Source organism: uncultured Winogradskyella sp. (genome assembly GCF_947496485.1).
GTDB lineage: Bacteria > Bacteroidota > Bacteroidia > Flavobacteriales > Flavobacteriaceae > Winogradskyella.
Window position 1 is genome coordinate 25,921 of sequence record NZ_CANMCZ010000003.1, and the last position, 20,910, is coordinate 46,830.

The 20,910-nt window shown below is 32.3% G+C and carries 19 protein-coding genes; 7 read left to right on the plus strand and 12 right to left on the minus strand.

Features of this window, described 5'->3' with window-relative positions; all coding sequences use genetic code 11:
• Positions 1 to 51: 51 nt before the first annotated feature.
• The 7 genes from Q0822_RS10410 to Q0822_RS10440 form a co-directional block, all read right to left on the minus strand.
• Complete coding sequence (locus tag Q0822_RS10410) at positions 52 to 1,452, minus strand: hypothetical protein (protein WP_299123287.1); 1,401 nt, start codon at positions 1,450 to 1,452, stop codon at positions 52 to 54.
• A gap of 72 nt (positions 1,453 to 1,524) precedes the next feature.
• A complete protein-coding gene (locus Q0822_RS10415) occupies positions 1,525 to 2,196 on the minus strand; it encodes a Crp/Fnr family transcriptional regulator (RefSeq protein WP_299123289.1) in 672 nt (223 codons plus the stop codon).
• Positions 2,197 to 2,303: 107 nt separating this feature from the next.
• Positions 2,304 to 4,574: an aconitate hydratase gene (locus Q0822_RS10420; protein WP_299123292.1), complete on the minus strand. Its 2,271-nt coding sequence runs from the start codon at positions 4,572 to 4,574 to the stop codon at positions 2,304 to 2,306.
• A 289-nt stretch (positions 4,575 to 4,863) separates the two neighbouring features.
• Positions 4,864 to 5,817, minus strand: coding sequence for a MoxR family ATPase (locus tag Q0822_RS10425; protein ID WP_299123295.1), 954 nt, complete (start codon positions 5,815 to 5,817; stop codon positions 4,864 to 4,866).
• Between the two features lie 3 nt (positions 5,818 to 5,820).
• Positions 5,821 to 7,203, minus strand: a complete 1,383-nt coding sequence (locus Q0822_RS10430; RefSeq protein ID WP_366125104.1) for a peptidylprolyl isomerase — start codon at positions 7,201 to 7,203, stop codon at positions 5,821 to 5,823.
• A gap of 22 nt (positions 7,204 to 7,225) precedes the next feature.
• Complete coding sequence (locus Q0822_RS10435; protein ID WP_366125105.1) at positions 7,226 to 8,077, minus strand: peptidyl-prolyl cis-trans isomerase; 852 nt, start codon at positions 8,075 to 8,077, stop codon at positions 7,226 to 7,228.
• A gap of 8 nt (positions 8,078 to 8,085) precedes the next feature.
• Positions 8,086 to 10,122 (minus strand): peptidylprolyl isomerase, encoded by a 2,037-nt coding sequence (locus Q0822_RS10440; protein ID WP_299123301.1) that lies wholly within the window; start codon positions 10,120 to 10,122, stop codon positions 8,086 to 8,088.
• A gap of 144 nt (positions 10,123 to 10,266) precedes the next feature.
• On the opposite strand from Q0822_RS10440, the gene Q0822_RS10445 reads away from it, so the two are divergent.
• Together Q0822_RS10445 and Q0822_RS10450 are read left to right on the plus strand one after the other, a co-directional pair.
• Positions 10,267 to 10,722, plus strand: a complete 456-nt coding sequence (locus Q0822_RS10445; RefSeq protein WP_299123303.1) for an SRPBCC family protein — start codon at positions 10,267 to 10,269, stop codon at positions 10,720 to 10,722.
• Positions 10,715 to 10,954 (plus strand): hypothetical protein, encoded by a 240-nt coding sequence (locus Q0822_RS10450; RefSeq protein ID WP_299123321.1) that lies wholly within the window; start codon positions 10,715 to 10,717, stop codon positions 10,952 to 10,954. Before Q0822_RS10445 ends, Q0822_RS10450 begins: the two co-directional genes overlap by 8 nt.
• On the opposite strand, the gene Q0822_RS10455 is transcribed toward Q0822_RS10450, so the two are convergent.
• The 3 genes from Q0822_RS10455 to Q0822_RS10465 form a co-directional block, all read right to left on the minus strand.
• Positions 10,951 to 12,123, minus strand: a complete 1,173-nt coding sequence (locus Q0822_RS10455; protein WP_299123323.1) for a lycopene cyclase family protein — start codon at positions 12,121 to 12,123, stop codon at positions 10,951 to 10,953. The genes Q0822_RS10450 and Q0822_RS10455 overlap by 4 nt on opposite strands.
• Before the next feature lie 359 nt (positions 12,124 to 12,482).
• A complete protein-coding gene (locus Q0822_RS10460) occupies positions 12,483 to 13,208 on the minus strand; it encodes an energy transducer TonB (protein WP_299123326.1) in 726 nt (241 codons plus the stop codon).
• 91 nt (positions 13,209 to 13,299) lie between these two features.
• Positions 13,300 to 15,498 carry a TonB-dependent receptor gene (locus Q0822_RS10465; RefSeq protein ID WP_299123328.1) on the minus strand — a complete coding sequence of 733 codons (2,199 nt, stop codon included), beginning with the start codon at positions 15,496 to 15,498 and terminating at the stop codon, positions 13,300 to 13,302.
• A gap of 285 nt (positions 15,499 to 15,783) precedes the next feature.
• Here Q0822_RS10465 and Q0822_RS10470 point away from each other — a divergent pair, with 285 nt between their 5' ends.
• From Q0822_RS10470 to Q0822_RS10485, 4 genes are read left to right on the plus strand one after another with little or no spacing between them, the layout of a single operon-like run.
• Positions 15,784 to 16,470, plus strand: coding sequence for a lysoplasmalogenase (locus tag Q0822_RS10470; protein ID WP_299123330.1), 687 nt, complete (start codon positions 15,784 to 15,786; stop codon positions 16,468 to 16,470).
• 31 nt (positions 16,471 to 16,501) lie between these two features.
• Positions 16,502 to 16,996 (plus strand): RNA polymerase sigma factor, encoded by a 495-nt coding sequence (locus Q0822_RS10475; protein WP_299123331.1) that lies wholly within the window; start codon positions 16,502 to 16,504, stop codon positions 16,994 to 16,996.
• A 4-nt stretch (positions 16,997 to 17,000) separates the two neighbouring features.
• Positions 17,001 to 17,633: a hypothetical protein gene (locus tag Q0822_RS10480; protein ID WP_299123333.1), complete on the plus strand. Its 633-nt coding sequence runs from the start codon at positions 17,001 to 17,003 to the stop codon at positions 17,631 to 17,633.
• Between the two features lie 35 nt (positions 17,634 to 17,668).
• Positions 17,669 to 18,694, plus strand: coding sequence for a hypothetical protein (locus Q0822_RS10485; protein WP_299123338.1), 1,026 nt, complete (start codon positions 17,669 to 17,671; stop codon positions 18,692 to 18,694).
• A gap of 7 nt (positions 18,695 to 18,701) precedes the next feature.
• Here the strand turns inward: Q0822_RS10485 and Q0822_RS10490 are convergent, their stop codons facing one another.
• Complete coding sequence (locus Q0822_RS10490; protein WP_299123340.1) at positions 18,702 to 19,502, minus strand: lysophospholipid acyltransferase family protein; 801 nt, start codon at positions 19,500 to 19,502, stop codon at positions 18,702 to 18,704.
• Between the two features lie 50 nt (positions 19,503 to 19,552).
• The gene (locus Q0822_RS10495) at positions 19,553 to 20,194 is read right to left on the minus strand and encodes a CoA pyrophosphatase (RefSeq protein WP_299123342.1); all 642 of its coding nucleotides are present in this window, start codon (positions 20,192 to 20,194) and stop codon (positions 19,553 to 19,555) included.
• Positions 20,195 to 20,196: 2 nt separating this feature from the next.
• Between Q0822_RS10495 and Q0822_RS10500 the strand changes: the two genes are divergently transcribed.
• Positions 20,197 to 20,895 (plus strand): peptidylprolyl isomerase, encoded by a 699-nt coding sequence (locus Q0822_RS10500; protein WP_299123344.1) that lies wholly within the window; start codon positions 20,197 to 20,199, stop codon positions 20,893 to 20,895.
• Positions 20,896 to 20,910 lie beyond the last annotated feature (15 nt).

Sequence of the window (20,910 nt, forward strand, 5' to 3'; positions counted from 1 at the left end):
TAACAACAAAAACTCAAATTTTGATGTTCTTTATATATCTTATAAAAAATATTAATTTCTAGTAACTGTAATAGAGTTTGATAAATCAAAGCATCCTGACAAATCATTGGCATTGGCGCCCATTGTTGCACCTTGCAATCCATCTTCAAATCTTAAGTACCAGATTAAACACGTACCTGCTCCAGCACCATCAAAATCTACACCTTCCAATGCTGCTAGTGTTGGTGGCATACCTAATATAACACCAGTATCATCTGTAATAACAAATGTTGAATTTGTCCCTGTAGCGTTTGGGTCTGTAGTAATACCACTGACATTATCAATTGTTCCATCTACGGTAAATGTAAATGGACCACCAGAAAGCGTTCCTGCATTTGGTTCATTTCGAGTCACAGTAATAGAATTTGATAAACTAAAGAATCCTGATAAGCTATTCGCATTCATTCCTACTTCAGCTCCCATTAGACCATCCTCAAAACGTAAGTACCATATTAAACAAACTCCAGCTCCTGCACCATCAAAATCAACACCTTCTAAAGCTGCTATTGTTGGTGGTAGTCCTAAAATATTACCCATATCATCTGTAATTACAAATGTTGAATTTGTACCAACTGCATTTGAATCTGTCGTAATTCCACTAACATTATCTACTGTGCCATCTACACAAAATGTAAAAGGACTACCAGACAAGATACCAGCATCTGGTTCCGGATTTCTAGTAACAGTAATTGAGTTAGACAAATCAAAATCACCTTGAAGGTTATTTGCATTCATTCCCATTTCTGCTCCTGTTAATCCATCCTCATATCTTAAGTACCATATTAAACAAACTCCTGTTCCGGCACCATCAAAATCTACACCTTCTAAAGCTGTTAGCGTTGGTGGTAAACCTAAAATATTACCCATATCGTCAGTAATTACAAATATTGAATTTGTACCAGCTGCATTTGGGTCTGTAGTAATACCACTCACATTATCTACTGTACCATCAACCACAAAATTGAATGGCCCACCAGATAATACTCCCGCATTTGGCTCAGGATTTCTAAATACAGATATTGAATTTGATAGATCGAAACTTCCTTCTAAATCATTAGCATTTAGTCCCATTTCTGCTCCTACTAACCCATTCTCATATCTTAAATACCAAATTAAACATGTACCTACACCTGCACCATCAAAATCTACACCTTCTAAAGCTTCAATTGTTGGTGGCATGCCTAATATGACACCTGTGTTGTCTGTAATCACAAAAGTTCTATTAGTACCTACTGCATTTGGGTCTGTAGTAATACCGCTTACGTTGTCTGTTACCCCATCAACAAGAAATGTAAAAGGTCCGCCAGAAAGCACACCTGCATCTGGTATAATGATGGTGTTATCATCATCGTTGCTGCAAGAAGTGGCAAAAATCCCTAGTGCCAAAACTGCTAAAATCATTTTTTTAATCATTGCTTTTTAATTTTAAAATTTATATTTCAAAATTAAATGATAGCACATTCAAAAAATGTTAGCCAGCTAACATTAAGCTGATTTTTTTAAGATTCTAATCTCTTTTCTGTTAAATTCTAAGTAGTTCTCCTCTTTAAGTTCATTTAGGAGAATGTTTATTGTTGGTCTAGATGTACCAATTAGTGAAGCCATATCTTTTTGGGTATAAGGATGCTTAATAATATGATCTCCCGTTTTATCGCAATCATAGCCATAATCTGTACAAAGCTCTTCTAAGAATTCGACTAAACGTGTTTTTGTATCCTTAAATAACAACAGTTGTAATCTACGTTCTAACTTTTTGAACTTTAAACCAATAAATTTATATACTTTAAAACTAAAGGTTTGATTATTTCGCATCAAATCGTGCATGGTATCCACGCCTATAGGACAAATTGAAGTAGAATTATCAATAGATTGGGCGAACTCATCACGCATATCATCACCTAAAATAGCTTTTTCACCAAATAGTTCTCCTTTGGTTAAAATGGCTTTTATAATTTCATTTCCATCTTCATTGTAATAGCCAATTTTAACCTTACCCTTTTCTATTAGATATACCTTATTAGCAGAATCTGCTTCAAAATATATATAATCTTTCTTTTTATAAGCACAAAAATCATGCTCATTCTTATAAGCTTTAAACTTATGTGGACATAGTACCTTAAAAAGGTTAACATCGTCAAAGAACCACAATGACTGCATTTGAGAAGTTTATTTGTTAGATAAATATATGTCGTAATAAATTTGCAAACCTTACAAAGCAAAAAAGTCCATGATTTCTCATGGACTCTTACTATTCATATTTGTCTTTAAGCTGCATTCTCTTTTTTTATGAGATTTAATGCAGAACCTTCATTATACCAATCAATTTGCGCTTGATTGTATGTGTGATTTAAAGCAATGATATCTTTGCTTCCATCTGCATGTACCACTTCTAAGTGAAGCTGCTTATCTGGTGCAAATTCATTTAGATCAATAAAGTTGAAGGTATCATCTTCTTGAATTAAGTCATAGTCAGATTCATTAGCAAACGTTAAACCTAACATACCTTGCTTTTTAAGATTTGTTTCGTGAATTCGAGCAAAAGACTTCACAATGACAGCAGCAACACCTAAGTGTCTTGGCTGCATTGCAGCATGCTCTCTAGAAGATCCTTCACCATAATTATGATCTCCAACTACTATTGATTTTATACCAGCTTTCTTATATGCTCTCGCTGTATCTGGTACTCCACCAAACTCACCAGTTAATTGGTTTTTAACAAAGTTTGTTTTCTTACCAAAAGCATTCACAGCACCAATTAAAGTGTTATTTGCAATGTTATCTAAGTGACCTCTAAAACGAAGCCATGGTCCGGCCATAGAAATATGATCAGTTGTACATTTACCAAAAGCTTTTATTAATAGTTTTGCTCCCGAAATAGAATTACCAAGAGGTGTAAACGGTTCTAATAATTGTAAACGCTCTGATGTAGGATTCACAGTAACTTCTACTCCGCTTCCATCGGCCACAGGTTCTAGATAACCGTTGTCTTTTACATCAAAACCCTTTGGAGGTAATTCCCACCCTGTTGGCTCATCGAACATTACTTCTTCACCGTTTTCATTTATCAATTTATCTTTTAAAGGGTTGAAGTCTAAACGACCAGCAACAGCAATTGCTGCTGTTAATTCTGGTGATGCTACAAAAGCATGTGTATTAGGATTTCCATCTGCACGTTTAGCAAAGTTTCTATTAAAAGAATGTACAATACTATTCTTAGGTGCATTCTTAGGGTCACTGTATCTAGCCCATTGACCAATACAAGGTCCACAAGCATTGGTAAAAATCTTAGCATCAAGTTCTTCAAAGATTCCTAAAATGCCATCTCGTTCAGCTGTATAGCGCACTTGCTCAGAACCAGGGTTGATACCAAGTTCAGCTTTCATTTTTAAACCTTTATCTAATGCTTGTTGCGCAATAGATGAAGCTCTAGATAAATCTTCGTAAGAAGAATTGGTACAAGAACCAATTAATCCCCATTCTACCTGTATCGGCCAATCATTAGCTTTAGCTTTTTCTGTCATTGAACTGCCAACTTCAGTAGATAAATCTGGTGTGAAAGGGCCATTTAATAAAGGGCCTAGCTCAGACAAATTAATATCAATAACTTGATCAAAATATTGTTCTGGGTTTGCATAAACCTCATCATCTGCAGTTAAATATTCTCTTATTTTATTTGCTTCATCTGCAACATCTGCTCTATCCGTAGCTCGTAAATAACGCTCCATTGAATCATCGTAGCCAAATGTTGAAGTTGTTGCTCCAATCTCAGCTCCCATATTACAAATAGTACCTTTACCTGTACATGACATTGATGTTGCTCCAGGTCCAAAATATTCTACTATTGCACCTGTTCCCCCTTTTACAGTAAGAATTTCAGCTACTTTTAAGATGACATCTTTTGGTGCGGTCCAACCTGATAATTTTCCAGTTAATCTTACACCAATTAATTTAGGAAACTTAAGCTCCCAAGCCATTCCTGCCATAACATCTACAGCATCTGCACCACCTACTCCAATTGCTACCATTCCTAATCCTCCTGCATTTACCGTATGTGAATCTGTTCCAATCATCATTCCACCTGGAAATGCATAATTTTCTAATACAACTTGATGAATTATACCAGCACCAGGTTTCCAAAAACCGATACCATATTTATTAGAAACTGACTCTAAGAAATTAAATACCTCACTGCTTGTACTATTAGCATGTTTTAAATCTGTAGCAGCACCATCTTTGGCCTGTATTAAGTGATCGCAATGCACAGTTGTTGGTACAGCCACTTTTGGTTTACCTGCTTGCATAAATTGCAGTAAAGCCATCTGCGCAGTTGCATCTTGACAAGCCACACGATCAGGTGCAAAATCTACATAATCCTTACCTCTGGTAAAGGCCTTATTTGGTTTTCCATCCCAAAGATGAGAGTATAATATTTTTTCTGAAAGTGTTAATGGTTTACCAACTATTTCTCTAGCAGCATCAACGCGCTCTGTCATGTTAGCGTAAACCTTTTTAATCATATCAATGTCAAAAGCCATAAAGTATATTTAAAGGTTGATAATTCTTATTTTTAAGCGACACAAATTTACGAATTTTAAAGAGGATTTAAAAATATGTAACAGAATTGCTTATTCTTTGAAAATAAATCATAGTGCAAGCCATTCCTTGACAAGATTATGAATAATTAACAGTAAAATAACGATTTAGCTATTAATTTAACAAATTGTCTTATTTAGAATTAATATGAATTTAAATTTTGAAGGAATTCATTTTATTTTAAAACGATTACCACAATCTCAATTCCAATATTGATAAGATTGTATATCGTTAAAATAGACTTTGAATAATTTTCTCGTCCGTGATTCCTTCAGCTTCAGCTTTATAGTTCTTAATGATTCTGTGCCTCAGAATTCCAGTAGCTACAGCTTGTATGTTTTCAATGTCCGGTGAAAATTTTCCTGTAGTAGCGGCATGTGTTTTTGCTGCAAGAATTAAATTTTGTGAAGCTCTTGGTCCAGCTCCCCAATCTACAAATTCTTTTACGATATCTGCCGCTGTGGCTGCTTTTGGTCTTGTTTTACTTACCAATGAAACAGCGTATTCTACAACATTATCAGCTACAGGAATACGACGAATTACATTCTGAAAATCTATAATTTCCTGAGCGGTAAATAAAGAATTAACAGTCAATTGAATGTCTGTAGTGGTTGCTTTTACAACATCTACTTCTTCTTGAAATGAAGGGTATTCTAATTTAATAGCGAACATAAAACGATCTAACTGAGCTTCTGGCAATGGGTAAGTTCCTTCTTGCTCAATAGGGTTTTGTGTTGCTAATACAAAATATGGTAAGCTCAATTTATATTGGTGACCCGCTACTGTAACCGCCCGCTCTTGCATAGCTTCTAACAAAGCTGCTTGTGTTTTTGGTGGAGTCCTGTTAATCTCATCTGCCAAAATAATATTTGCAAATATTGGTCCTTTTATAAATTTAAAATGACGATTCTCATCCAAAATCTCACTACCTAAAATATCACTAGGCATTAAATCTGGTGTAAACTGAATACGTTTAAAATCTAAACCTAAAGCTTGTGCAATTGTATTAACCATTAAGGTTTTTGCTAGACCGGGAACTCCAATCAATAATGAGTGTCCTCCAGAAAAAATAGAAATCAATATCTGATTAACAACATCTTCTTGACCTATGATGACTTTAGCAATTTCTTGTTTTAGTGCATTATATTTTTTGACAAAATTTTCAATTATAGCAACATCAGACATATACTATTGATTTTTTAACCAGTTACTTTGAAAATCACAATCTCGATATTCTCCATTTATTTTTATATAGGTATCTACAATAGTCTTTTTTTGCCACTTCGCAATAGCTTCAACCTGTTTATCTTGTAATGCTAGCGCTTTAATTTTTAGATAGTCTTTTGCAAAGTCTGCCTCATGGTCATCAATTCTATCTGTAACCGTTAGAATTTTAAATTTTATACTGTTGATTCTATCCTCATCTTGAATTACCTTACTAATCTCACCATCCTTTAAATCTTGGATTTGCGTATAAAGCTCAGTATCCATTCTTGTTAATTCAAAATTAAAATCTTGGGTGGTTGGATTTGTCATTTGTCCACCTTCATACTTTGTTTCTTTCTCATCACTAAATTCTCTAGCAGCTTCAGCAAAAGTTAATGTTCCATCTACGATTTTGGCTCTAACTTCATCAATTTCATCTTTAGCTTTTTGGATTGCGTCTTGCGTTAATTCTGGTCGTAATAAAATGTGCCTTACATCGTACTCTTGTCCTCTAATTTTTTCTAATAATATAATATGATAACCAAAATCAGTTTCAAAAGGCTCAGAAATTTCACCTTCTTGCATGGAGAAAGCAACATCTCTAAACTCTTTCACCATTCTTGGTTGTTTTCTGTTTAATGTGTATTTCCCACCGTTTGCCTTAGAGGCTGAATCGTCAGTATAAAACAATACTTTGGTTGTAAAACTCGACCCATTTTCCTCAACGTCTCTTTTAAAGCCTTTTAACTTTTCTATTGTAGCTTTCTTAGATTCTTCAGTAACTTCAGGAATTATTACTATCTGAGCTAATTTTAATTCTGTACCAAATGTTGGTCTTTCATCTTCGGGAATACTATTAAAAAATTGTCTTACTTCCTCTGGAGTTACTTCAATTTCGGCAGTAACTTTATTTTGCATTTCACTAGCGAGATACCCATTTTTATTTATCTCGTACATCTGATCTCTAAGTGCTTGCTCTGAATCCTTTTTATAAAATTTGAGCAAACCCGCCATATCACCTTTAGTCTGAGCTAAAATACCTTGAATCTGTTGCTCTACAAGTCCTTGGATATATAGCTCATTAACCAAAATACTATCTTGGATAGCTTGGTGTGCATATAACTTACTTTCTAACAAGCTTCCGAAAAGCTCGCAACGCGTTACCCCCTCTAAATCGGCTCCTTGAGCTTTTAACTGTTCTATTTCTCTATCTAAGTCTGACTCTAATAAGATAAAATCACCAACAACTGCAGCTACACCATCAGCTTTAATACGTGTTTTGTTAACAACACTATCTTTTGGCTTTTCCACTTGTGGTTTTTCGTCATCAATTATTTCTTGAGCATTGCTAAAACTGAATGACATAAAGCAAATTAGAAGTATTGCTTTAATTATAAATTTGGAATTGATTGTTTTTAATGGCATCTTTTGTAATATCATTTTCGAGTTGCTTGATGAGCTCTAGTTTTCTCTTGTTTATAACAATTTGTTTGATAGATTTATTGACATAATCTAAAGGGGCATAGTCGTTTTGAAGACGTACATCAATAACTTGCATCAAATATAGGTTTAATGAATCTTTGAGTTGTATATAATTAGATTTTTTTAACAGTTGATTTTTATTTTCAACAGTTACTACTGGAATTTTTTCAGCAACTTCACTGAATTTTATCCAAATAGAATCATTTAATGAGTACGTTCTAAACTGTACCGAAATAGAATCTAGGTAACGTTTATCTTTAGCTTTAAAACGTTTAAATCTGGTTTTTATGGTATCTATATCTATGGGATTTAGTGGTAAGCTGATATATCTAAATTGTATTAAATCATCGTTAAGCTTAAAAGATTCTTTATTGGCCTCGTAAAAAACTTCTGCCTCTTCAGAATGCACAATGGTATCCATATTTTTTTTAACTAGCCTTTCTAAATAGGCTTTAGTATATAGGTCATTTTTATACTGATCTACAAGTCTAGAAAATTCATTTTGTTTTTCTTCCGAAAGGTTTACCAAAGCACCATCCATTAAAAGCAATTGTCTTGCCCAACGATTAATGTAAGAATTAACTAATAATGTGCTATCTTCCTTAGATGCACCCTCAGGAACTATACCTTCAATATCTTCCTTGTACAAATAAGCATCATCTACTCTAGCAATAGGTTCGCGATTATCTGTTGATTTAAAAAAATCGCAGCTAGTAATTAGAAAGCAAAAAATAAGTATGTATAATGTGTGTTTCAAAAGAATATTTAATTACCAATTTTTGCTTTAACCGTGTTTAGTACATCTTGGTTTATTTTAACCTTAAAACGCTTGTTTAAATCATCAATCCAGTTGTTTTCTATTACAGCTTGGTAATCGTTTATAACATTACCTTTTGCTTCTTCTAAAGTTTTTGTTCTGGCTGGTAAAACTTCTTTAACATCTATAACATGAAACGCTTCGTTGTGTTGGTATATTTTAGACACACCATCCTTAGTCTTAAAATTGGTAGGCAGTTTACTATCATTTGTATTGTAAGTTCCTTTTGTGAAAATTACATTTTGCTTATCGTTTGTATTTAAAACTTTCTTAATTTCTTCTTCTGTTTTTCCTTTTTTCATCAATTTACGAGCTGTATTTACCACAGATTCATCTGCTGATGACGCCATAACAACTTCTACTCTATTTTGCCACTGGTACTTAGATTTATTCTCTTTATAGAATACCTCTAAACCAACAGTATCCTTCGAAGCTTTATTCCAAATCTCTTTTTCCATCAATTCAAACAACAAAAGTCCGTCTCTATATTCTTTGAGAATATTAGCAAAATCTTTATTCTCATTTTCGAGATTATCTTCTCTGAATTGTAAAATAGACTTTTCAAAAAATGAATCATATTCTTTATCTACAATACCAGAAAACGGTGTTTTCTTACCAGCATAAATACGTTGTGCAGACATTAAATGGCGACCAAACTCATTGTAAGTAAAAGATCTGTTATTTATAGAAAATATTGTTTCATCTTTTGCAAAATCATCTGGCAATCTCCAAGAACGCTGAAAAAAATCAGAATTTAATATAGTTTCAAAATACGCTTTGGCTTTAGGATTTTTAGAAATTCTATATCGTTTCTTAAGCTCCTTTACCATTGCATCGTTTATGAGCTTAGATCTAGAATCTCTTTGCACCTTAGTTTCTAAAGATGATTTTAAGTCTTTTAAAGCATCTACAGGTTTTAAGTTGATACGTTTTATAATATGCCAACCGTATTCAGATTTAAATGGTTTACTAACATCACCATCAGCTTTTATTGCAAAGGCATTATCTTCAAAAATCTGAGAACTCAATTGCCCACTTTTAAAAGGTGATAACTTACCACCATTTGCTGCTGAACTTTTATCATCAGAAAATTGCTTAGCCAAAGCCTCAAAACTTTCACCTTGATTTAATTTTTTATAGATCTCATTAATTCGTTGCTCTGTATCTAAAAGCGAATCCTTTTGGTTAAGACCGACCATAATATGTGCGGCCGTCATTGTACCTCTTGATGCTCGCTTGTCTTTAACCCATACTACATGGTAACCAAACTGAGTTCTAAAAGGCATAGAAATTTCGCCTTTAGGTGTTTTATAAGCAGCAGTTTCAAAATCGTAAACCATCTTAAAGGCTGAAAAATAGCCTAAGTCCTCGAGAAAAATAGTATTACCATTGTGCATTTCGGATTTAACTTTATCAAACCCATCTTTTAGCACGCGTTCTCTCAATGCCAAAACGTCTTTGTAAGCTTTTAAGGTGTCTTTTTCAGTCTCAGCCAAACGAACTAAAATATGTGAGGCATTAATATCTATGTTGCTACGATCATAAGCTTCCTTCACCAAAGCTTCTGTAACCTTATTTTCTGATAAATAATTTTTGGTTAACTGCTTTTTATAATTCATAAATTCACGTAGATACTTCTTATCTTCATGAAGTTTTAAACGTTTTGCTTCTTTGAGTTTTAGCTGATATTCAGTAAATAATTTTAAATAACCCTCAACATCTTTTTGACTTTCATCCTTTACTAAATCTAAATTCTTATTATAAACTCTTAAAAATTCGGAAGCCATCACGGCATCACCATCAACTGTAAGTAACACTTCGTCTTTTTCTTGAGAAAACGAAAAGTTAATTACAAATAGCACTATAAATAAACTTTTTAATTTAATACTCATAATCTCTATCACTTTAATATTGCAATTATTCTTTTTTTGAAGTTCAGCAAAAATAACATAAATAGCTAATTTAACAAGATGAATACTTTTCATTATTTTAGAATAAATTAGTAAAAATCTCACCAAAATAAATACACAGAATATTAAATACTGATTTGAACAATTAAATACGTATTAACGTCGATAAGATTAAACTATTGCTATGACATTTTATACTTTTATGAAAATTCCCTCTCAATGCAGTACAAAACTGAAATTTTGATTAAAAAACCAATTGCTGAAGTCATAAAAAAGATGAATTCTACAGAGAACATGAAACATTGGCAAGAAGGATTAGTAAGTACTGAACATATTTCTGGAGTACCTGGTGAATTTGGTGCCAAAATGAAATTGAACTATAGTTTTGGAAAACGGAAAATGGAAATTTTAGAAACTATTACCAAACAAAATTTTCCTGATGAATTTCATGCTACCTATACAACTAAAGGTGTTCGTAATATTCAGGAAAATCACTTTGAAAGCACCAAGGACGGTTATACAAAATGGATTGCTAAAAATGAGTTTCAACCCACTACATTTGTAATGAGCACTATGCTGTTTTTGATGCCAAGAGCATTTAAAAAACAAACCAAAACTTATATGACAAATTTTAAAAATTTTGTTGAACAAGGAACTTCAGTATCTAATGCGTAAACTTAAATTAATCTGGGATTTTAGAGGACCTGTAAGCCAAAAAACTGCTGAACACCATTTAATTCATCTTAAAGAATACATACAACTTGAAGCTTTAGATATCACAATTACTGGAGTAGAAACTTTTAGCGATATGCATAGTATCGCATATTTAGTTGTAGAAGAAGCAATGATGAAACCTATAAGAGACGCTTTGAAACCTCATAGAGGACAGATTTATTCTAATACCTAAAACAATCGTTTAAAAAATGCTTGAATAAAATGCTTTGGTGGAACAGACAAAATAATCTTTAAGTCTTCGAGCAAACTAGACTCCTCATCGAGGAACTTAAGGATAGTTTTAATGTTAGCCTTTCTAAACATTGAAGAAAATAGAGCAGATCCTTTTTCATTATGATTAGCTAAAACATCTAAAAATATTAAATCATAAAATCTATACTTTGTCTTTTTACAAAACTTTGACAAATCATTTTCTCGCTTTAAAAAGGTTACTAATTCTTTGGTCTTTTTTGATGTATTTTTAAACGTATAGCCTGTACTTGCTTTGGTCCATCCACCAGCTGTACCGATATTTAGAATATGCTTAGAATTTAATTCTGAAAAATTAAACGAAGTCATAGGGATTGACCCCATTTCTTTTTCCACAATCTCATAGTCCGTAATGCCGTGCTGTTCTAAATATTTAACAATTGCCTCTTCGTAGTCTGACCGTTTTAATAAATTTTTAGAAAACAATGTGTATTCAAATAATGCCATTTTCTTATTGATTGGCAATACATACATAAAGCGTGTGTTTCCTTTTTGTGGCAAATCAAAATCCATAAAAGTTGCCGTAGTATCATCAAAAGTATCTTCTGAAGTTTTAATAAACCATCCGAGGAAATGCTGATGAATTAGTGGATACTTGTCATGAAAATTATAGGATTCGAAAGTGGATAAGCTGGTAAAGAGTTTAGACGCACGGAATATTTTTTTTGTTGAAGTAATTTCGTGTTCATTAATCCTTTCTAACGCAATAACCTCAACTCCATTTTCCAACTCTTTAAATGAAGAAACGTGCTCATTTTGAAAACTAAAATTAGGTTTAGAATTAATTGATTTCCAAAGCGATTCATAAAAGGCTTCACTTCTAATCATTTTGTAATTGAATGGTGAAATAGGAATCGTCTTAGAATACGTATCACTACCAAAATAAATGTGAGACCAGCTCTTAGTTAATAAGTGATCCCATTCTCCTACACCATCTTCCCAATAACACCAAGTTCTGTCATTTTTTTTATCATTTAATCGATCTATGATTAAAATGGATTTATCATCAAAAAAAGTATCTTGAGACATTCTATATGCTAAAGTTAATCCTGAAGCTCCTGCTCCTAATATGATGTAATCGTATGTGATCAAAGTGGTATTTTGTATATTTTAAATGTAAAACTAAGTCATTTTCTCTTGATTAGTTAGTAATAATTTTGACTTTCTTAGAGTTGTAGATAATACTATTCAACAAATAGAACATATCCAGTTCCTTTTAAGCATTCTTATGGTTATTATTACCCTAATTCATTGCTACCAGATGTATTAACAAGTCTTTGATTGTGGAACTCATGAAAATGCGAATTTATTCAAGAAGACACAAAAGTTGTATTGCAATTAACATTACTAATTGTCGCGAGATTGACAACTATTAAAAAAACAAAATCCCATTTCTGGGATTTTGCTGTCAATCAAATTAGTTTAAACTAAAATATATGTAATTAGTTAGCTTATTGCTGTCTTAATTTAAAATTTATTGGAATACTATAAGGTACGCCTACACTTTTATTACGCTGTTTGCCAGGAATCATTTTTGGTAACAAACTCATAATACGTTCTGCCTCTGTTTCTAAAAGTTGGTCTGGCCCCCTACTTTTTATCTTAGTTACGTTACCGTGTTTGTCTATTAAGAAGAACACAAATACTCGCCCTTGTATATTTAATTCAGCTGCAGCATCTGGATATCTAAAATTCTTTTGAAGATGCTCTTGCATTTTTGCCTGAAAACAAGCTCTCAACTCATCGTTATTTCCCTTACAACCTGGAAATTGAGGCACTCTTTCAATGACCGCAAAAGGCACCTGTATATCTTCTTCCACTTCTTCTACTTCTACATCCTCTACGCTAACAACCTGATCTTCAATAACATCGTCTTGTCCTATTTCTGTACTTTCAATTACAGTTTCTTCAACATCTACAACATCTTCTACTATTGTAATCGCTTGAGTAACAACTTGCTTAGGCGGAGGTGGTGGAGGAAGATTAATCGTTGTTATTGGTATATCCTCATCAAATTGCTCATCTAACATTAAGAGATCAATCTTAGTACCTTCTGTTTCGTAAGTCTTATGTTCTAATCCTATATATGTTAGGAGTAACATTACGTTTAAGCCAACAGCAAAATATAAACTGCTGTTTCGACCTACATTGGCTTTTGGGTTTTTTTTGAGTTCCATGACGTTTAATTTTATACTATAAAGTTAACTATCATTATTCTCAAAAATTATGACAAAAGTCATGTCTGACTTATTTTCTATATTTTAACATTTATAAGTTATCTAACTGATTATCTGTTCCATCTTCACTAATCGTCCAAAAGAATCCAACGAAAAAGAATTGATCTGCCGCAGGTGTTAGTGCTCTTCTATTGAATTGACCACTAAAATCTGGAGTGTTTGCATACTGATAACCATTAATGTTATTAAAACCTAAAACATTATTAACCGAAAAATATAGGATCTTTTGTGGACTCAATAAATAGGCCCAATTAACACTCAAACTATTAAATGATTTTGTGCGTTCTGATAAAAAGCCATCAGTGTTTGGATTTGTGTATGGTCGACCTGAAGAAAACCCATAACTTATACCTACTTGGCTTTTCCAATCATCTATCCAATATTTACCTACAATAGAAAGGTTATGATCCGTGGCGAAATTAGGTTGTGCTGATGTTTCAAAATTTCTATGATTACGTTCTGTATCTAGATATGAATAGCTTACCCAATAATCAACATTCTTTATACTTGTATTATCTCTCCAGAACAAATCCATACCCTGAGCATAACCATTTCCTGAAGAATTGAAATTAGTATCAAAGCTTTCAAATTCAGTATCAAACTTCACCAAATTTTTGTAATCCTTTCTATAAGCTTCGGCTCTAAATATCTTTCCATCATTAACATATTGATAGTTTAATATATAATGTGATGTTTTTTGCGCTTTTAAATTTTGTTCAAATTTTAAAACTGCACTATTTGGATTCTGAAAAAAGTTTCCATAAGCCAAAGAAAATTGTCCATTTTTTGAACTTTTATAAGCAATAGCAGCTCTTGGCGCAATATCAGTTGCTCCAAAAATAGAACTATAATCTGCCCTCAATCCTAATTTTAAAGCTAACTTTTTAGAGAATATTAAATCTGCCTCTGCAAAACCTGCTGTGATATTATTCTTAAAACCATAAGTTTCATCAATGGAACCGTCTTTAAAATTTTCATCGAAATCAGTGATAAACTGTTCTGCGCCAAGACTGAGCTTAAACCGACTATTGAAGCGCTTTCTTAGTTTCATCTTTGCATGTATCGAATTTTCAATATCTTTAATATCACTGGTTTGTATACCTAAATCTGTTTCTGCATAGGTATAGCTTAATCCTGTTTGAATACTCCAACCATTTCCCATACTTCCTCTATAAGAGGTATTAAGATAGAAGTTATCGTTATTTAGTTTAAAGTCTAAACCTTCTTCAAAGTTAATGTCCTCTTGAGTTAATTCGAATTTAGACGTATCAAACGCTGCATAGAATTTCAACATGCCATTATTAAGACGTTGTCTAAAAACGGTTTCACCTTGCGCTCCTTGGTATGGTGTCTTCCAATCATTTCTATCTTCAAAGACAGCTAAATATGGTGCTAAATTGATATAAGTAGCGTTAAAGCTTAATGAAGACTTCTCCCATTTCTGCGTATTTCCCAGAGCAGCACCAACAGTCATAATTCCGATATCCGTTTTTTCCTGATCTGGTTCATCAATTGTATTTAAAAGTAATACACTAGATAATGCCTGTCCAAATTCTGAGGAATAACCTCCTGTTGAAAACGTGATTCCGTCAAATAAAAAAGGCGAATAGCGTCCACGAGTTGGAATATTGTTTGTTGTTGGTGAGTAAGGTGTAAAAACTCTTATGCCATCAATGAATATTTGAGTTTCATCTGCACCTCCTCCTCTAACAAATAACCTTCCATCTTCTGCAACATTAGAGGTTCCTGGTAAGGTTTGTAAAGCACCCACAAAATCACCTAATGCACTTGCTGTAGTTACAACATCTAGCGGTTTTAAAACCGAAACTTTACTATTATCACTTGCCTCAAAAGTACCTGCACTTAAAATTACAGCATCCAGAGTCTCAACATCTTCGCGTAATTTAATTTGAAGATTTGATAATTTTGAAACATCATCAATAATACTTTTTGTTTCAAAAGACAGAAATGAAATGATTAATGTTTGAGTACCCTTTTCTTCAGTTGTAAAGGAAAACTTACCATCTTCTAAAGTAGTAGCTCCATCGTAAGTGCCATCTAAATAAACATTAGCTCCTATAATAGGCTGATTTTTATTGTCAACTACTTTTCCTGAAATTGTGGTTTGTCCATAGGTTATTGAAAGTACAAATAGTAGAACAATTGTGGTTAGATTTCTACGCGCAATATTTCTATTGTTCTTATTGAGTTTGTGAATCGTTGATTTCATTTTTAGTTGATTGATTAAAAGTTCGTTTCTTGATTGTGATACAAATTTGTAGCTTTAATTAGTCACCTCTAATTCTATTTTACCGAATTGTAATATTTCAATGATGAATTGAATATATTTGGTTTATGAACATTATTAAAAATTTAGCCTTTAGATTTATTATTAGTATTCTTGTTGCAGGTGCTATATCTCGTCAATTTGAAGTTTACGAAGACTATATATTAATATTTGGCACTCTATTAATGTATCTGTTACTAACATATATGTCTAAAAAATTTTAATATAATGTTTACTTATACTGAAAAAAAATTCACCATTCTATTCTTTATCATTGTTCTTTTTGAACTCTTAACAGGAAGTAGAGAATCACTTCAAACAGTTCATTATATAGCTAAGCCAGCAATAGTAATAAGTCTTATTTTTTTGTTTTTAAAAATCTCTGACTCACTTTCAAAACCAATAAAAAACCTAACAATTTCAGCCTTAGTGTTTTCTTTATTAGGTGATGTACTATTGATGTTTACAGAAACATCTGAGCATTTATTTACACTAGGTTTAATTGCGTTTTTAATAGCACATATAATGTATGTACTTATATTCCTTAAACATAAAAACACAAAAATATCTCCTGTTGGTTTTATAACATTACTACTTATATATGCAACTGGTTTGTTCTACCTCTTAAAAGATGGTTTGGGAGCGATGTTAATTCCTGTTGTAGTTTATATGCTTATAATTTTGAGTATGGCAACTTCAGCATTTTTAAGAAAAAATAATGTGAATACATTAAGTTATAATCTTGTTTTTGCAGGTGCAATATTCTTCATGCTTTCTGATAGTATATTAGCAATCAATAAGTTTCACCAACCTATCCCTTGGTCTAACATTAGCATTATGATAACCTATGCCCTAGCACAATATTTAATTATCTTAGGAATTTTAAAAATTAATGTAACAAACTCAAAAGTATAACTACTAACAGATAACTAACCAATTTCATCAATTGAACAAAGAACTAGAACATAGTTTTGTAGAACAGTTGCAAAAGCATCAAAACATTGTACATAAGGTGTGTCGTTTATACACCAACAATGCAGATGCGCATAACGACTTGTTTCAGGAAATAACAATCCAACTGTGGAGAGCTTATCCTAAATTTAGAGGAGACTCAAAATTTAGCACGTGGATGTATCGTGTTGGTTTAAATACTGCTATTACACTATATAGAAAATCGAAACGCAGAATCAATACGCAAGAGTTTGATACAGTTGAGTTTAAAATTAAAGCTGAAGAATATGATGATACTGAGGAACAACAGTTAAAATTACTATACCAAGCAGTACATCAGTTAAACGATATTGAAAAAGCCTTAGTTTTCTTGTATTTAGAAGACAAAGACTATAGAGAAATAAGCGCGACTTTGGGTATTAGCGAAGTCAATGCACGAGTGAAAATGAATCGTGTAAAAAAGAAATTAAAAACAATATTAAATCCGTAAGATTATGGATGAATTAGATTTATTAAAGAAGGATTGGAACAGCGGAAGCACAGAATTTAAAAGTTACTCAGATTCTGATATCTATCCTATGTTGCATAAGAAATCGTCTTCTATTGTAAAGACCTTGTTTTATATCAGTATTGCAGAATTAGTTTTTTGGCTTTTAGCTAGTATTCTTCCATACTTTTTATCTTCAAACTTCAGGGAAAAGTTAGAAACAAGTTACGAAAACCCATTGTTTTTAGGACTTAGTATCTTCAGCTATGTCGTCATATTGATATTTATATATCTCTTGTTCAGATCATACAAATCCATATCTACAACAGATAATGCAAAACGATTAATGGAAAGTATTTTAAAGACCCGAAAAGTTATTAAGTATTATGTAGCTTTTAACTTGTTTATGATTTTTATTTCTATACCACTATCGCTTTATTTTGAATACAATGAAAATCCAGAATTTCATCAGCAAATAGTTGAATTTAGCACCAATCAAATGTTAGTTCTATATGGGTTTGTTGTTGTCGTAGCTGGAGTATTTTTAGTACTACTTTGGCTTTTTTATAGACTGATTTATGGCGTGTTACTAAAACGTCTCAACAGAAACTATGATGAGTTAAAGAAGTTAGAAGTTTAATATAATCAACAATACGTTATATAAATAAATTAAGCATGAATAAAACCTTTAAAGTTCAAAAAAGCTTAATAATTTTTATGCTACCATTGCTGATAATTGCTTCAATGATACTACTAACGCGTTCGTCTCTATTCACAACACATACTCACAAACTAAGCTTAGCAATAACTATAGATTTATTGCTTATAACACCTTTTATCTACTTTTTACTTATAAGAAAAACGACAATAACAAAAACTACAATCGTTCCATTCATTATTCTTGGAGTTGTAGTATGTTCTATTATTATTCCAACAGAAAATCAATATTATCTAACTCTTTTTAAAACTTGGATACTTCCTGTAATAGAGCTTTTTATTTTCTCATTTGTGGTTTATAATATTTTAAAAGCACGAAGACTTTATAAATTAAACAAAGCTAAGAATACTAGAGATTTCTTTACAATCCTAAAGTCTACATGTAATGAGATTCTTCCTAAAGCTGCCGTGATTCCTTTTGTAACCGAAATCGCTGTATTCTATTATGGATTTATCAATTGGAAGAAAACGAAATTAAAACTCAATGAATTCTCATACCATAAGGACAGTGGTACAATCGGATTATTGATTGCTTTGATTTTCTTAATCGCTATCGAGACTGTAGCGTTACATTTGTTATTAGAAAGATGGAATACAACTGCCGCATGGATTTTTACAGGTATTAGTATTTACTCTGGTATACAGATTTTAGGGTTTTTAAAATCGATGACAAAACGACCATTCGTAATTGAAGATGAGCTTGTTTATCTTCGCTATGGTATTATGAATGAAACAACTATTAAGATTCAAGATATTGAATCAATTGAATTATCCACTAAAGACATTGAATTAAATAAAACAACGAGAAAGTTGTCTTTCTTAGGAAATTTAGAGTGTCATAATCTCCTAATTAAATTGAAAAATGAAAACAGCTTGGTTGGACTATATGGTATAAAACGACAATACACTAAACTTGCACTTTATGTAGATAAAAAACAAGATTTCAAAAATCTCATTGAACAATCACAAAAAGGTCATGATTAAAACCATACTACCAATCTCTAAGCTCCTTGTTTAAGCGCTCTTTTTCTTCTATTTCTTCTTGAGGAATCACTTTTAAGAAAGATGGATGTTGCTCAATGGCATATTCTATTTTTTCAACAATATCAGCAATAGATTCATTTTCATAATCTATTTGCAAAGGCTCTTTTACTTCAAAAGATTGATATATATTTTTCTTTTTAATTCGAAGTCCTTTTTTATCAAAAGAACGTCTAAAACCGTCAATTACAATAGGGACTACAAGTGGTTGATAGGTCTTAATAATATGTGCAGTACCTTTTCTTATAGGTTTAAATGGTGTTGTAGTTCCTTGTGGAAATGTAACTACCCAACCATCATCTAAAGCTTTTTTGATTGCAGTAATATCGCTCATTTTTACTTGACGATTTACATCTTTACCTTGTGATCTCCATGTACGTTCTATACTTATAGAACCTGTATAAGCAAATATCTTTGGTATTAAACCAGACTTCATAGTTTCTTTAGCAGCTACGTAATACATATTCAACTTAGGGTTCCACAGGTAGCCAACATTCTTAATATTGTCTAAACGACCACTTAGACTTGCATTAAACACATGAAACATAGCAATAACATCTGCAAAATAAGTCTGGTGGTTAGAAATAAACAATACATTAGTATCAGGAAGGTTTTTAATGATTTCAGAACCCTCAATCTGCAAATCATTGAAACCCCTAAAACGTCTATGCGTCAATAATCCAAGGATTCTAATGAGCCATTTTTTAACCCAAAGTATATGTCCAAAAGGATTTTTTTTGAATAATCCCATAGTTAATTTTTCAAAATTTAGTCAATTACAAAAGTAGTAACAATGATAAGTTATAAAACTTGTTTTAACAAGTCTTTTATTTCTCCAAGCATCATGGCGGTTGCTCCCCAAACTATATGCCCATTTAGTTTAAATGCCGGAACATCCACTTCTACATCAAAAGATGTTGGTACTCGCGCATTTATAGAATTAACTTCATCTAAAAAATCCAATAGCTTTACTTCTATAATAGCCTCCACCTCTTCATCTTGTTTTACAAAATTAGGAGTAGATTCAGAAACTCCTATATAAGGATGCACTATAAAATTACTTGGAGGTATGTATAGTGGAGACATCGTTTTAATAATAGTCATCATGGCTTCAGGTACACCAATCTCTTCTCTAGTTTCACGCATAGCAGTTATCATTAAGTCTTTATCTTCATCTTCATATCTACCGCCAGGGAATCCAACCTGCGCAGAATGCACTCCTTTGTAGGTTTTACGAAGAATCAATACCAAATAGGTTTCACCCTCATTATTAGGATAAAACAAAGCCATGACTCCAGCTTTTTTGGCAGTTTTAGCTTTCTCTTTCATTTTTTCAGCCAACTCTAATCGATAGGGAGGAGACATTTTTGCATGCGATGTTTCGCCCGAAAGACTGAGATGTTTTATTTTTACTACAGATTCTAAAAACGAATTAAAAAGCATTTATGAGATTTCTATTAAGTCTATGTGTTGTAATCTTTTTCTTGAATTGTGAAGATAAGCAAACTTCAAAACAAACTGAAAAGTCTATTGTAAAAGATTCAGTTGTAAAAGAAACCAACTCTACGCCAAAACCAAAAGTTTCAGAATATCCAAAGCTAACGGACAATAATGCCATGGAATTTTTTTTGGAATACGAAAAAGAGCATAAAGAAAACAAGGTCAGGATTACAACGGACTTTGGCAATATAGACATTCAGCTTTATGATAAAACCAAATTTCATCGCGCTAATTTCATTTACCTCACTAAACGCAACTATTTTGATGGTACTCAGTTTTACAGAGTCGTTAAAAACTTTGTGATACAAGGTGGAAGTAGTGATGATTACAACTTAGCTAAACGTCGTCGTAAAATAGGGAAATACCTATTACCTCCTGATACAAAACGTGGTTACACACACAAGCGTGGTGCAGTTTCAATGCCAAGTAGCGAAATTGAAAATGCTTATAAGCTAGCGTCTCCTTTTCAGTTTTTTATCATTCAACGACCAGGTGGTGCAGACTATCTCGATAAGGATTATACTGTTTTTGGTGAAGTTACCAGCGGAATGGATGTTGTAGATAAAATCAATAACGTTAAAACCGATGATGGTGATTGGCCTCTGCAAAACGTATATATCAGAAAGGTAGAAATTATAAAATAATTAAGAATCTTCATT

Excerpts from the sequence above, each read along its gene's own strand:
- Q0822_RS10410 (WP_299123287.1), bottom strand. The coding sequence starts at position 1,452 with ATGATTAAAAAAATGATTTTAGCAGTTTTGGCACTAGGGATTTTTGCC.
- Q0822_RS10415 (WP_299123289.1), bottom strand. The coding sequence starts at position 2,196 with ATGCAGTCATTGTGGTTCTTTGACGATGTTAACCTTTTTAAGGTACTA.
- Q0822_RS10420 (WP_299123292.1), bottom strand. The coding sequence starts at position 4,574 with ATGGCTTTTGACATTGATATGATTAAAAAGGTTTACGCTAACATGACA.
- Q0822_RS10425 (WP_299123295.1), bottom strand. The coding sequence starts at position 5,817 with ATGTCTGATGTTGCTATAATTGAAAATTTTGTCAAAAAATATAATGCA.
- Q0822_RS10430 (WP_366125104.1), bottom strand. The coding sequence starts at position 7,203 with ATGTCATTCAGTTTTAGCAATGCTCAAGAAATAATTGATGACGAAAAA.
- Q0822_RS10440 (WP_299123301.1), bottom strand. The coding sequence starts at position 10,122 with ATGAAAAGTATTCATCTTGTTAAATTAGCTATTTATGTTATTTTTGCT.
- Q0822_RS10445 (WP_299123303.1), top strand. The coding sequence starts at position 10,267 with ATGCAGTACAAAACTGAAATTTTGATTAAAAAACCAATTGCTGAAGTC.
- Q0822_RS10450 (WP_299123321.1), top strand. The coding sequence starts at position 10,715 with ATGCGTAAACTTAAATTAATCTGGGATTTTAGAGGACCTGTAAGCCAA.
- Q0822_RS10460 (WP_299123326.1), bottom strand. The coding sequence starts at position 13,208 with ATGGAACTCAAAAAAAACCCAAAAGCCAATGTAGGTCGAAACAGCAGT.
- Q0822_RS10465 (WP_299123328.1), bottom strand. The coding sequence starts at position 15,498 with ATGAAATCAACGATTCACAAACTCAATAAGAACAATAGAAATATTGCG.
- Q0822_RS10470 (WP_299123330.1), top strand. The coding sequence starts at position 15,784 with ATGTTTACTTATACTGAAAAAAAATTCACCATTCTATTCTTTATCATT.
- Q0822_RS10480 (WP_299123333.1), top strand. The coding sequence starts at position 17,001 with ATGGATGAATTAGATTTATTAAAGAAGGATTGGAACAGCGGAAGCACA.
- Q0822_RS10485 (WP_299123338.1), top strand. The coding sequence starts at position 17,669 with ATGAATAAAACCTTTAAAGTTCAAAAAAGCTTAATAATTTTTATGCTA.
- Q0822_RS10490 (WP_299123340.1), bottom strand. The coding sequence starts at position 19,502 with ATGGGATTATTCAAAAAAAATCCTTTTGGACATATACTTTGGGTTAAA.
- Q0822_RS10495 (WP_299123342.1), bottom strand. The coding sequence starts at position 20,194 with ATGCTTTTTAATTCGTTTTTAGAATCTGTAGTAAAAATAAAACATCTC.
- Q0822_RS10500 (WP_299123344.1), top strand. The coding sequence starts at position 20,197 with ATGAGATTTCTATTAAGTCTATGTGTTGTAATCTTTTTCTTGAATTGT.